This is a genomic window from Prodigiosinella aquatilis (genome assembly GCA_030388725.1).
Lineage (GTDB): Bacteria > Pseudomonadota > Gammaproteobacteria > Enterobacterales > Enterobacteriaceae > Prodigiosinella > Prodigiosinella aquatilis.
On the sequence record CP128857.1, the window covers coordinates 3,085,583 to 3,098,444 of the forward strand.

At 55.9% G+C, this 12,862-nt stretch carries 17 protein-coding genes; all 17 read left to right on the forward strand.

Going from position 1 to position 12,862, the window contains the following annotated elements; genetic code table 11:
- The 17 genes from PCO85_14355 to PCO85_14435 all read left to right on the forward strand — a co-directional run bounded on the left by PCO85_14355 (position 1) and on the right by PCO85_14435 (position 12,853).
- On the forward strand, positions 1–459 hold the full coding sequence (locus PCO85_14355; GenBank protein ID WJV52414.1) for a phage virion morphogenesis protein: 459 nt from the start codon (positions 1–3) through the stop codon (positions 457–459).
- A 204-nt stretch (positions 460–663) separates the two neighbouring features.
- Positions 664–1,761, forward strand: coding sequence for a peptidase (locus tag PCO85_14360; GenBank protein WJV52415.1), 1,098 nt, complete (start codon positions 664–666; stop codon positions 1,759–1,761).
- Positions 1,762–1,774: 13 nt separating this feature from the next.
- Positions 1,775–2,728, forward strand: coding sequence for a hypothetical protein (locus tag PCO85_14365; GenBank protein ID WJV52416.1), 954 nt, complete (start codon positions 1,775–1,777; stop codon positions 2,726–2,728).
- A 10-nt stretch (positions 2,729–2,738) separates the two neighbouring features.
- Positions 2,739–3,095: a DUF2190 family protein gene (locus PCO85_14370; GenBank protein ID WJV52417.1), complete on the forward strand. Its 357-nt coding sequence runs from the start codon at positions 2,739–2,741 to the stop codon at positions 3,093–3,095.
- Between the two features lies 1 nt (position 3,096).
- Entirely contained in the window at positions 3,097–3,543 is a 447-nt protein-coding gene (locus tag PCO85_14375) for a DUF1320 domain-containing protein (GenBank protein WJV52418.1), read from the forward strand.
- Positions 3,543–4,007: a Gp37 family protein gene (locus PCO85_14380; protein ID WJV52419.1), complete on the forward strand. Its 465-nt coding sequence runs from the start codon at positions 3,543–3,545 to the stop codon at positions 4,005–4,007. The genes PCO85_14375 and PCO85_14380 overlap by 1 nt, the downstream gene beginning before the upstream one ends.
- Positions 4,007–4,258 carry a hypothetical protein gene (locus tag PCO85_14385; protein WJV52420.1) on the forward strand — a complete coding sequence of 84 codons (252 nt, stop codon included), beginning with the start codon at positions 4,007–4,009 and terminating at the stop codon, positions 4,256–4,258. The genes PCO85_14380 and PCO85_14385 overlap by 1 nt, the downstream gene beginning before the upstream one ends.
- Positions 4,248–5,675 carry a phage tail sheath subtilisin-like domain-containing protein gene (locus PCO85_14390; protein ID WJV52421.1) on the forward strand — a complete coding sequence of 476 codons (1,428 nt, stop codon included), beginning with the start codon at positions 4,248–4,250 and terminating at the stop codon, positions 5,673–5,675. Before PCO85_14385 ends, PCO85_14390 begins: the two co-directional genes overlap by 11 nt.
- A complete protein-coding gene (locus tag PCO85_14395; protein WJV56092.1) occupies positions 5,672–6,196 on the forward strand; it encodes a phage major tail tube protein in 525 nt (174 codons plus the stop codon). The genes PCO85_14390 and PCO85_14395 overlap by 4 nt, the downstream gene beginning before the upstream one ends.
- 2 nt (positions 6,197–6,198) lie before the next feature.
- A complete protein-coding gene (locus PCO85_14400; protein WJV52422.1) occupies positions 6,199–6,480 on the forward strand; it encodes a hypothetical protein in 282 nt (93 codons plus the stop codon).
- Between the two features lie 98 nt (positions 6,481–6,578).
- Positions 6,579–6,899: a phage tail assembly protein gene (locus PCO85_14405; protein WJV52423.1), complete on the forward strand. Its 321-nt coding sequence runs from the start codon at positions 6,579–6,581 to the stop codon at positions 6,897–6,899.
- A complete protein-coding gene (locus tag PCO85_14410; GenBank protein ID WJV52424.1) occupies positions 6,865–7,002 on the forward strand; it encodes a GpE family phage tail protein in 138 nt (45 codons plus the stop codon). The genes PCO85_14405 and PCO85_14410 overlap by 35 nt, the downstream gene beginning before the upstream one ends.
- 92 nt (positions 7,003–7,094) lie before the next feature.
- Complete coding sequence (locus PCO85_14415) at positions 7,095–10,088, forward strand: phage tail tape measure protein (protein ID WJV52425.1); 2,994 nt, start codon at positions 7,095–7,097, stop codon at positions 10,086–10,088.
- Entirely contained in the window at positions 10,088–10,972 is an 885-nt protein-coding gene (locus PCO85_14420; GenBank protein WJV52426.1) for a phage tail protein, read from the forward strand. The genes PCO85_14415 and PCO85_14420 overlap by 1 nt, the downstream gene beginning before the upstream one ends.
- Positions 10,972–11,184, forward strand: coding sequence for a tail protein X (locus tag PCO85_14425; GenBank protein ID WJV52427.1), 213 nt, complete (start codon positions 10,972–10,974; stop codon positions 11,182–11,184). The genes PCO85_14420 and PCO85_14425 overlap by 1 nt, the downstream gene beginning before the upstream one ends.
- Entirely contained in the window at positions 11,172–12,341 is a 1,170-nt protein-coding gene (locus tag PCO85_14430; GenBank protein WJV52428.1) for a contractile injection system protein, VgrG/Pvc8 family, read from the forward strand. Before PCO85_14425 ends, PCO85_14430 begins: the two co-directional genes overlap by 13 nt.
- Positions 12,341–12,853, forward strand: a complete 513-nt coding sequence (locus tag PCO85_14435; GenBank protein WJV52429.1) for a phage baseplate assembly protein V — start codon at positions 12,341–12,343, stop codon at positions 12,851–12,853. The genes PCO85_14430 and PCO85_14435 overlap by 1 nt, the downstream gene beginning before the upstream one ends.
- Positions 12,854–12,862: the final 9 nt, after the last annotated feature.

Genomic DNA, 12,862 nt, shown 5'->3' on the forward strand with positions numbered 1-12,862 from the left:
ATGGCTTCCGATAATCTGGTCAATATCACCATTAACGATGAGTCCCTGCGCCGGAGTCTGCGGGCGCTGGATTTAGCTGCCACAGACCTGGAGCCTGCGATGCGCAAAATCGCCGGAACCCTGCTGGCGGAAACGCAGTTTAACTTTCTGGATGAGGGCCGTCCGGGCTGGACGCCGTCGCTCGCCGCGCAGGATCGTGATGGTCAGACGCTGCAACTCACCGGGCGGCTGATGGGGTCAGTGACCACCGACCATGACGACAGGCAGGCAGCGGTTGGCACCAACGTCGTTTATGGCCCGATTCACCAGTTCGGTGGTAAAACGGGGCGCAATGAGTCCGTTGAGCTTCCGGCCCGCCCGTTCCTGCCGATGACCGGGGACGGTGAGCTGCAGTCAGATGTGGTCGTTCCCATTCTTGATACGATTGTGCGTCATCTTGAATCTGCGGCCCGTCGTTGATTTTAACCCTCCGGGGCGGGCGATTTACCGCGTTACCCGCCCCGGAGCCTTTATAAAGGTTTACAGCCCCCTCGTTTACGGCTTTAATCGCTCCTGCTTCCCTCTCTCTGTCGTATCCCCCCTTATTTTTTCTAAAGCAGATTAAAAGCGCTCTTCGCGGCTTTTCCACAAACTGTCTCCGACAACATCACGCGGGACAGCAAAATGTCAGCCATTCATATTTTTAAAGCCGGTACTCATACCGACATGCACGGCACGAAACTGCCGTTCACGCAAAGCGATCTTGCCGCCTGCGTAAAAGCCTATGACCCGTCCGTCCATGAAGCGCCGCTCGTTATTGGTCACCCTAAAACGGAAGACCCGGCGTGGGGCTGGGTGAAATCCCTGTCACTCAGCGGCGCTGACCTGCTGGCCGAGCCTGAACAGCTCGACCCGCAGTTTGCCGAGCTGGTAGGCAACGGGCGTTTCAAGAAAGTTTCCGCCTCGTTCTATCTCCCTGACTCACCCAATAACCCGAAACCCGGCACGCTTTACCTTCGCCACGTCGGTTTTCTGGGGGCGCAGCCTCCCTCTATTAAGGGGCTGAAGCAGGTGTCATTTGGCGAGTCAGAAGAAGGCGTCGTCGAGTTTGCCGACTGGGGCGATATCACCAATGCCTCTCTCTGGGGACGGCTGCGTGACTTTCTGATCGGCCAGTTCGGGCTGGATGAAACCGATAAGGTACTTCCGTCATGGCAGGTTGATTCCCTGCGAGAAGAAGCGTACCGCGAGCCGGTGCAGGCCGGGCCGGACTTCAGCGAACCAAACCCTAACCCTCAACAAGAGAACGACACGATGACCAAAGAAGAAATTGAAGCCCTTCAGGCGGAAAACACCCGCCTGAAGGCTGAGGCCACCCAGCGAGCCGAGCTGGATGCGAAGAGTCAGCAGGAGAAGCTGCACGCTGACAACGTTTCCTACGCTGAGAAACTGGTAAGCGGCGGTCAACTGGCCCCAGCAGCGAAGTCCGTTGTTGTCGCCATTCTGGATGCGGTCTCTGCTGGCGATAAGCCGGTGGAATTTGCCGAAGGCGACACCCGCACACCGCTTGCCACGGCGTTCAAGACATTGCTGGATGGCTCGGCACCGGTGCTGAACTTTAGCGAGCATGCAACCAAAGACCGTGTGGATACCGGTGTTTCAACGTCTTCAGCAGAGTTTGCTGAAGCCGACCCAGAGCGTCTGGCGCTGCATCAGAAAGCGCTGGATTTGTCGAAAAAAGAAGGCATCAGCTACGACGCTGCTGTCTCACGCTGCCTGTAATTAAGGAGAGAGCATGTCTGATTATTTAAAGGGTAAGCGCGTCGTTGATCCGGTGCTGACCAGCATCGCACGCGGCTATAAAAATGCCGCGTTCATCGGTGAGCACATCTTCCCGATTGTCCAGACCGACAAGGAAGGCGTGACCGTGCCGACCTTCGGCAAATCGGCTTTTGTGGAGTACGACACCGAGCGTGCCGTGGGCGCTGACAGCAACGTCCTGGTACGTGAGAAAACCGGCAAACTGGATCTGGTTCTTAATGAGCACGATCTGGCCGCGCCGGTGGACTATCGCGAGCAGGCGGAGTCAATGTTCAACGAAGAAGCCAAAGCCATTCGTCGCGTCACCAGCGGCGTCAACCTGAAGCGTGAACTGTACGCAGCCCGCCTGGCCCAGGATAAAAACGTCTACCCGGCATCGTCCGTTAAAGCACTGGCTGCCGCTGAACGCTGGGTGGATGGCAAGGGTAATCCAATCACCGTCATCGAAGCCGGTATCGAGGCTGTACGTAACAAAACAGGCCTACGCCCGAACCTGATGACCATGGGTGCCAGCGTCATGTCACTGCTGAAGTTCCATCCGGCGATCCAGGCCGCGATCGGAGCCAACGAGCGCAAACGCATCACCCTTGAAATTCTGAAAGACCTTTTCCAGCTGGAAGACGTGGTGATCGGTGAGCCGGTATCCATGGCCTCGATGAAAGACGCACAGAATAAGGACAAGACCCCGACCGATGTCTGGGCCGATAACCTGATGCTGCATTACGTCGGTAAACCCCAGCCGGGCACCGACAGTGCCGACGAAAACGAACCATCGTTCGGTTATACCCTGCGTCGTAAGGGCATGCCGGTGGCGGACAAATACGACGGCGTCGGCGGCAAGGTGAAGTACTGCCGTTATACCGATATCTACAAAGTCGCCGTGGTCGGCGGTGATGCCGGGTATCTCGTCACCAACATTGTGAAATAAGGAGAGCGTCATGGGTACCACTCAGCAGGTCATTCTGACCACCACCGTTACGGCCAGTGCGGCGCTAACCCAGCAGCGTTTTGTCGGTGCCGATAATGCCCCCTGTCAGGCCGGTGCTGTGGCACTCGGTGTGGCAGAAGTTGATGCCGCTGCCGGTGATTTAACCCCGGTCAACGTTCTGGGTATCGTCGCCGTCGAAGTCGGCGCGGCTGTCACAAAAGGCCAGAATGTCCAGTCCGATGCCAACGCCTGCGCAGTTCCCCAGACTGCCGCATCGGGCGACACCCCAGCGGGTATTTCTGCCGGGATTGCGCTGGATGAGGCGCTGGCAGAAGGCGACGTTATCCGCATCCTGCGCGGGGTGTGACATGTACTGCACCCTGGCGGATTTGCTTGAGCAGGTACCGGAAAGGACGCTCATTGAGCTGACTAACGAGTCGGTTGGCTTTGATGAGCAGCCTCCGGTCAATGCTACCGTGGTTGAGAGTTGCATCCGCTACGCCGGTGAACTGATAGATGCCCACCTGCGTGGGCGCTATACCCTGCCGCTGACGGAAGTGCCGACCGTTCTGCGGGACATTGCCATCACGTTGACCCGATACCGTCTGTACGTCCGCCGTCCTGAAGGTGACCTGCCTGACACCGTCAAGGACGATAACAAGGAAGCACGACGGCAACTGGAGGCCATTCGCGACGGGAAACTCACGCTGGGGCTGCAGTCGACCCAGAAAGATGTGCCTGAGTCCGGTGAAATCCGGGCACGGGCACGCCGTCCCACCTTTGGCGGGCGCGATGGCTTACTGGAGAAATACTGATGAACGTTCTGCCCGTTATTGATGCGGTTGTCGCCCGCATTAGGGAAAAACTCCCGACGCTGGCGGTGGAATACTTCCCGGAAAAACCAGCGGAATACCGCCTCAACCATCCGAAGGGAGCGCTGTTGGTGAGTTATGCCGGGTCGCGCTTCGACAAGCCCAATGATATCGGTGCGGTGATCCAGCCTCAGACCATCCAGCTGTGCGTCACGGTGGTCTTCCGCCAGCTCAACGGTAAACAGGGCGCGGTGGATGTGCTCGACGTGGTGCGCCGCATTCTCGGCGGCTACACCCCGCCGAACTGCCGCCGTCGTATCTGGCTGACCCGCGAGGTGTTTATCGGTGAGGTCAAGGGGCTGTGGCAGTACGCCCTCGACTTTGCCACTGAAAGCGTCTTTATCGAAGACAGCGACTTACCGTCCGGCCCGCTGTTAACCGAAGTGAATTATGAGGAAAGCGAGTGATGAAAGAATACCGCTATTCCGGCCCGGCCAGCGGCGTCACGCTGTCGGACGGAACCGAAATCCTGCTCTGGTCAGGGAAGAACGTCACCCTGCCGGAGGAGCATGACTATGTGAAGGTACTGGTGGCGCTGAAGCATTTGACGCCAGTGCCTGAAGAAACCAAACCCGCCAGCACACCCGCGCCTCAGTTACCAAAGCGCAAGAACGGCGGCGACAACGATGTGAAAACGGAGGACTCCCATGGCAGCTAACTATCTGCATGGTGTCGAAACCATTGAGGTCGAAAACGGTGCCCGCCCGGTTAAGACGGTGAAGTCCGCTGTTATTGGTCTGATTGGTACCGCCCCGATGGGTGACGTCAATACGCTGGTGCAGTGCCTGTCTGAGAAAGATGCAGCAGCATTTGGCAACCAGCTTACCGGCTTTACCATTCCGCAGGCGCTGGATGCCATCTACGACCATGGCGCAGGCACTGTTCTGGTGATTAACGTGCTTGATCCAGCTGTGCATAAAACCGCTGTAGCCGATGAAGATGTAACGTTCGATAAAGCGACGGGCAAAGCCCGGCTGGCTAATCCAGTGGTCGCGCAGCTGGTACTGAAACCGGCCAGCGATGGTCAGCCCTATGTCGAGGGTGAAGACTACTCGCTTGATGCGCAGAGCGGCGTGATTACCAGCCTCGGGAAAAGCATTGCGGCGGGCGCAACCGCGACGGCCAGCTATAACCATGCTGACCCGACCAAAGTCACCCCGGCTGATATCATCGGTGCTGTTAACGCAGCGGGCAACCGTACCGGCATGAAGCTGCTTAATGACAGCTTCAACCTGTTTGGCTACTTCGCCAAAATCCTGATTGCTCCTGTGTTCTGCACCCAGAACAGCGTCTCGGTGGAGCTTATTGCCATGGCTGAAAAGCTGGGGGCGGTGACCTACATCGACGCGCCAATTGGCACCACCTTTGCGCAGGCGCTGACGGGACGTGGCCCGGAAGGCACCATCAACTTCAACACCAGTTCCGATCGCGTCCGTCTCTGTTATCCACACGTTAAGGTCTATGACGCGGCCACCAACAGCGAACGACTGGAACCACTGAGCCAGCGTGCTGCCGGTCTGCGTGCCAAAGTTGACCTGGATAAGGGTTACTGGTGGTCTTCATCCAACCAGGAAATCATGGGCATCACCGGCGTGGAGCGTCAGCTGTCGGCAATGATTGACGACCCGCAGAGCGAGGTGAACCTGCTTAACGAACAGGGTATCACCACGGTCTTCAGCAGCTACGGCAGCGGCCTGCGTCTGTGGGGCAACCGTGTGGCAGCATGGCCAACGGTGACCCATATGCGCAACTTTGAGAACGTGCGCCGCACCGGTGATGTGATCAACGAGTCCCTGCGCTACTTCAGCCAGCAGTACATCGACATGCCGATTACCCAGGCGCTGATTGATGCGCTCACGGAGTCGGTCAACGCCTATGGTCGTAAGCTGATTGGCGACGGTGCGCTGCTGGGTTTTAAATGCTGGTTCGATCCGGCCCGTAACGAAGAGACGGAACTGGCCGCCGGTCATCTGTTACTGAGCTACAAATACACGCCGCCACCGCCGCTGGAGCGACTGACGTTTGAGACCGAGATCACCTCGGAATACCTGTTAACCCTGAAGGGGAATAGCTGATGGCAAAGATTGAAATCAACCGCATCACCAATGCCAACATCTACCTGGATGGTGCTAACCTGCTGGGCCGGGCCGAGGAGGTCAAACTCCCTGATGTGTCCATGACCATGCAGGAGCACAAAGCGCTGGGGATGGTGGGCAAGGTGGAACTCCCGGCAGGCTTTGACAAAATGGAAGGCGAGATCAAGTGGAACAGCTTCTATCGCGACGCCATGTTGTCTGCTGCTAACCCGTATAAATCGCTGGCCCTGCAGTGCCGCTCCAGCGTGCAGCGCTACAGCTCACAGGGACTGATTGATGAAATCCCGTTGGTGACCTTCCTGACAATCATGTTCAAGAAGAACCCGCTGGGGACGTTCAAGCAGCACGAGAATGCTGAGTTCTCCAGTAGCTTCACCTGCACGTACATCAAGCAGGTGCTGGACGGTGAAGAACTGCTGGAGCTGGACTATCTGGCCAACATCTTCCGCGTCGGCGGCGTTGACCAGTTGACTGACTACCGCATCAATATCGGGGGCTGACGGTGACCGTCGAGATTGAGGACAAAGGCGGGAACTGCGGTTCTATTGGCATGGGGAATGGTACCTGGTTCACCATTCTGGATATTCCGGGGGTGGAAAACCTTTTTAATATCCGCAAAACCAATGATCCGATTGACTGTACCCGTTCAAAGGCCCGCAAGCTGGCTGATTTGATTGAAGCCTGGACGCCACCCGACCACTGGTTCACTGGCATCGGTAAAGCCGAAGGAAAAGCGCTACTCATTGCGTTCCTGCGCAACTGCAAGGGGTTTCGCACTCACTGATATCACAGGGGCTTCGGCCCCTTTCTTCTTAATCCCCTTTAATATCTGTCGCCCTCCTTACCGGACATACTGCTCTGAACTTACACAGGAGCACGAACATGTCACAAACCAAATCTGAAGCTGAACTCTTTATTCTGAAATACCCTTTCACCACAGCGGCGGGTGAATCAATCCCCCAGCTCACCCTTAAACGCCTGACGGTTAAAGACCTCAAGCAGGTTAAAAAAGTCCACAAAGACCCGAATGACTGGGATGAACCACTGATTTCCCGCAGCACCGGTCTGCTTCCTGAAGACCTGGATAATATGGATTTAGCGGATTATCTGGATCTACAGAAACGATTTCAGCAAATCACTGGGCTGGGCAAGGGCAACGAAGACGCTGATGCAGGCGCAGGGGCTGCTGGCGAGGTGGTTTAGGTTTCAGCCAGGGGAGATTGATGCCCTCGATACTGACGATCTGGAAATGTGGCTGGATCAGGCTGAAGAGCAAATCAAAAGCGAGTACGGCGACAATCAGTAGTTCTCCAGCCCTAAGCAGCCGCACTTCGCGGCTGTTCTTTATGGTTCCCCATCATTTCCCTCCTGTCTTTTTGCTTTCAGAGGATAACCACCGTGGCCAGTGAATTTTCAGTCGGCGTCATCATTGGCGGCATTGTTGGAAGCAGCTTTCGCTCTGCCGTCAGCGGTACCCGACGCGCCCTTGACTCTCTCGGCAATACGTCACGCCGCCTTCAGGAGCGTCAGAACGCTTTAACCCGTGCAACAGAACGCTATGGTCAGCTGGGTTCTTCCCGGATGCAACGCCTCAACAGCGATCTGCTGCGCGTGAGTCGCACAATGGAGCAGATTGAGCGCCAGCAGCGCCGTCTGTCGGCGGTATCGGCCACCAGTGATGCGCTTAAATCCAACCGTATGGCGCTCTATGGTCAGGGGGCAGAGACTTACGGCATCGCCCGAACGCTAGGGTCGCCGGTCATGGCCTCTGTCAAACAATATGCGTCAATCGAGTCGCAACTGCGTGATATCAGCGTCACCGGCGATTTAGATGCAAAACAAGAACAGGCTATTGGCAAAGCAATTCGTGAAATTGCTCCTAAAGTCAACCAGACTCAGGAGTCTCTTTTGCAGGGTGTAGGGCAGCTGGTTGCTGATGGTATGGCCCCTAATCAGGCTTCTCAGCTCACAGGGATGCTGGGTAAAGCGGCCACGGCGACCAAAGCCGATATGACCGACCTTGCCAAAATGACCTATGCCTTCAGCGACGCCCTCAAAATTACCGATGCCAAAGAGCTGGAGCAGGCATTTGGTATGGCTGCTACTGGTGCAAAACTCGGCTCGTTTGAACTGAAAGACATGGCTAAGGCACTGCCCGGTATGGCCAAAGCTTTTGCTGCCCGTGGAATTACAGGCAAAGAAGCGATTATGCAGATCGTTTCCAGCCTGGAGGTCGGCAAAGGCAGCGGCTCAGCGGAAGAAGCCGTTACCAATATGTCCAACTGGCTGGCGGCGATGGGGCGAAACGATACCATTCAGAAATATGCCAAGGCCGGGATTAATTATCAGAAATCCATGCAAAACTTAGTTTCAAAAGGGTTTTCGCAGTATGAATCCTCGTTGATGATTGCCAACGCCTTCATTGACGACAAAGGCAAAGCGTTCGTACAACAGTGGAATGCGGCAAAGGACTCGGGAGACCAGGAAGGTCAGCAGAAGCTGATGGAGTCCTTCGGACTGGCAGAAGTATTCACTGATATTCAGACCGTCAACCATTTACTGTCAATGCGCCAGGGCTGGGATAAGTATCTTTCCAATAAGCAGGAAATGAATAGTCCATCAGCGAAGAGCACACTAGATACAGACGCTGAAAAACAGAATGCAACTCTTGAAGGGCATTGGCGCAGAACGAAGATTGCATTTAACGAAACAGCAATAAGTATTGGGGAGTCTTTGCGCCCTTCACTAATTCAACTCAGTGAGACTTTTATTCCTTTAATGGATAGTGTCGGCAAATGGATAGCGGCAAACCCCCAACTCGTGAGCGGTGCCATAAAGGTTGTAGGAGCATTACTTGCTTTCAAGATGGCCACCATCGGCCTCAAGCTTGGGCTGAATCTTCTTATTTCACCGTTCGTCAATGTCTGGAAAAACGCCGTGCTCCTGCGGGCCAACTGGCTGCGGCTATCGCTCGCGCTGGGTGAAGGCGGCAAACTCCGCTGGCTGGTGACCGGCTTCAGCACGGTCGCCAAAGGAGCCGGAACACTGGCCCGCGTGCTCGGTGGTGGTCTGGTTCGTGGACTAATGCTCGCGGGTCGTGCCGTTCTCTTCATAGGTCGGGCGCTGCTGATGAATCCCATTGGACTAATCATCACTGGCGTAGCCATGGCCGCTTATCTGATCTACCGCTACTGGGGACCAATCTCAGCATTCTTTAAACGAATGTGGGCGCAGGTAACATCTGCTTTCAGCAGTGCCTGGAGTGGCATCAAATCCGCGTGGAGCAGTGTCACAGGTTGGTTTTCTGGTATCTGGGGCAGTATTAAGACGGCATTTAACGGCGGTATAGTTGGCATCGGCAAACTCATCATGAACTGGTCGCCCCTTGGGTTGTTCTATAAAGCCTTTGCCGGGGTCATGAGTTGGTTTGGCGTCGACTTGCCGAAAAACTTTACTGACTTCGGCGGCAACCTGATTGCCGGGCTGGTGAACGGGATCGGCAATAAACTTGCGGCCGCAAAAGATACCATCGTTAACTTTGGTAATTCGATCTCCGGCTGGTTTAAAGAAACCTTGGGTATTCACTCCCCGAGCCGCGTATTTATGGGCTTTGGCGACAATATTGGCCAGGGGGCCGCTATCGGCCTGCAGCGTACCACGCCGCTGGCGGCTCTGGCTGGTCAGCAGATGGCCGAGGAGTTGATCCCCGATATACCACAGAGTATTCAGGGACCCAAAATAATCGATAACACATCAGGCTTTAGCTTCAACCTGCCGTCACTCGATGCCGATGGATTGCTGTCTTCAGCTAAGAATGAGCTGGGGACAATGCTTAACGGTCTGTCTTCACTACCAGCTATCCGGCTTCCCGCCACCGCATCTCTTTTACCCGGACAGCGTATCGCTAAACAGCAGATGGCCGAGGAGTTGATCCCCGATATACCACAGAGTATTCAGGGACCCAAAATAATCGATAACACATCAGGCTTTAGCTTCAACCTGCCGTCACTCGATGCCGATGGATTGCTGTCTTCAGCTAAGAATGAGCTGGGGACAATGCTTAACGGTCTGTCTTCACTACCAGCTATCCGGCTTCCCGCCACCGCATCTCTTTTACCCGGACAGCGTATCGCTAAAGAAATGACCCCCGATGTTCCCCGGCTTCCGTCGCCGGAAATCATGGCAGCGGGTTATTCAGGTCGTGGCGCGGCTGCTGCCGGTGGCGGAGCGTCTGGTGGTATTCAGGTCAGCTTTAACCCCCAGTTTTACCTTAATGGCAAAGAGACTGCCGCACCTGCCGGGCTTACCGGCGCACTGAATATGAGCCTGCATGAACTGGAGAAAATGCTGGAGCGCCTTATGGCTCAGAAACAACGTCGGGGGTACGAATAATGTTTGCTGTACTGGGTGATATTGAGTTTGAACTGATTACCTACTGGGACGGCTTCGAAGCGACATTCGGCGTCGATTATGCCGAACATGCCCGCATCGAAGGCAAGCCCGGCCTGCAGTTCGTCGGCGATAAGCTGGACGAAATCCAGATAAGCCTGGTCTTCCATCAGCATTATTGTGTGCCCGACGTGGAGCTGGCACGACTGCGAACGGCCATGAAAGCCCATCAGGCGCTGGCGCTGGTCTTCGGGAATGGTGACTATCGCGGCTGGTTCGTCATTACCGACGTGACCGCGACCAGCGAACAGACCGACAGCACCGGCAATGTGCTGGCCGTCAACGCCACTGCATCGCTGCGGGAGTATATCGGCGACCCGAAGAACCCGCTGCAGCCGCCTGCAATACGCACGCAGGTTCCCGGCGTCGGGGCGGTTTCGGGTGCCGTTCCTTCACCTTCCGGGGTGGCACAGTACGTCCGCGACGGCGTCAATTATGCCAAACAAGCGCAGTCCGTTCTCCAGACCACCATCAGCGCCGTTCGGGTCGCACAGAAAATGAAGGATAACCCAGCTGTCGCGCTGACCCGCGTGCCGGGGCTGATGAGCGGACTGGGCAACGTGTCCGGGGCATTAGGTCAAAGCGTTCCGGCATTTAATGCGCTCTCAGAATCCATGCCTGATGCCGTCAGTCTGGCCAGAGCCACCAGTGATGCGGCCACGTATGTGCAACAGGCCCAGTGGACGCTGAATGGCGTTGACGGCAGCAATATCGCTGCGGCGCTGGATGCTGTTTCCGGGCAGCTTAACTCCGCCAGCACCACCTTCACCCGCATGTCGCCGGGGTTAAGCACTATGGCAGCCAAAATACTGGCGAGGAGTGTGTGATGTTTCTTGAACATGTCACCCGTGACGGAGAGCGCTGGGACGCTCTCGCATGGCAGTACTATGGCGACCCTCTGGGTTATCCCCGAATTATCGCCGCTAACCCGCATGTGGCCATCACGCCGGTGCTGCCCTCCGGGTTGTTGCTATTGATTCCGGTTATCGAGGCTACCGATGCCAGTACAGAAGAGGATATTGCCCCATGGCTGAGGTAAACAGCACCACACAGGCCGCTTCAGCGTTGACCGGCATCAGCGACGTTCTGAGTCCGGTGTTCACCCTGTGGTACCTGCAGAAGAACATCACTAACGATATCGCACCTTATGTCACCCGCGTGACCTACAGCGATAACATCAAAAGCGAGTCCGATACCATTGAGGTGGAGCTGGACGACACCGATGGTCGCTGGCTGGATAAGTGGTATCCGGGCAAGGGTGACACGCTGACGCTGAAGATGGGCTATCAGGGCGAGAAACTGCTGTCCTGCGGTACATTCTCGATAGACGAGATCGAAGTGAGTTCGCCCGCGTCTGTTGTCGCTATCCGGGGCGTGGCCACATCGGTTAACAACGCCTTACGGACTAAATCCAGTCGCGGCTTTGAGAGCACCACGCTGGCCGCTATTGCCGGACGTATCGCCAAAAAGCATCAGCTGAAGCTGGTTGGCAGCATTGAATCCATCAAAATTGACCGTGTAACGCAGTACGCTGAAACGGACGTTGGCTTCCTGCGGCGGCTGGCCAGTGAGTATGGCTATGCGGTGAAGGTCGTCAGTGACCAGCTGATTTTCTCCCATCTGGCCACGCTTCGTGGACAGGAGCCGGTTAAGCAACTGAAACCGCAGGATGTCGCCCGCTTTTCCCTGCGCGACACCATCAACCGGGTCTACAAGTCCGCAAAGGTGAAACACCAGAAGAGCAGCAGTAAAAAGTTGATCGCCTACGAAGTTGCCGGTGGCATTAGAGAAAGTGACAGTCAGGTAAAACTTGCAAAGGTCACCAGCGCCGACTCACTGAAGGTCAACAGCCGCGTCAGCGACCCTGATAGCGCAAAAATCAAGGCGGACTCTGCACTGGCCAGCCATAACGAATATCAGCAGAACGGCTCCCTGACGTTAATGGGCACGCCACAGCTGACAGCGGGCAACAAAATTGAACTGGTGGGTTTTGGTCAGTTATCAGGGCCATGGCTGATAACCACTGCCCGCCATGCGTTTGACCGTAACAGCGGCTACATTACAGAACTGGAGGTGGCTCGAGGGCCTGTCACGCAGGGCAAGGCCACGAAAGGTAAAAAGACCGGCAAGACTCAGACGCTCACCGTCTACAACTACGATGGCACCACATCAACGGTAATAAAGGGAGATAAGTAATGTCTGTTGTCACCCGTCAGGTCGGTACGGTCAGCGCCGTCGATGCCGACAAGGTTCAGGCCCGCGTGCGTCTGCCTGAGTGCGATAACCTGCGCACCAACTGGCTCAACGTGCTGCAGCGCAATACCCAGAACAACAAAGATTACTGGCTCCCTGACGTGGGGGAGCAGGTTGAGGTGCTGCTTGATGCTAACGGCGAGGATGGTGTCATTCTGGGGGCGGTGTACTCAGAAGTCGATAAACCGCCGTTCAGCGACAAAAACGTCCGGGGCACGAAATACGCTGATGGCGCAGAGTTCAGCTATAACCGCGAGACCCATACGCTGACGGTCAAAGGTGGTATCGAGTATGTGGTGATCGAAGTTGCGGTGGGTATCAGCCTGAAGGGGAAAACCATTGATTTGACCGCTGACACCACCACGGTGAACGGAAACCTTGAAATCAACGGGAACGCCCACTCAACCGGCAGCATGCTGTCAGACGGCGATAACTCCAACCACCACTCCCACTGAATCTTCTTA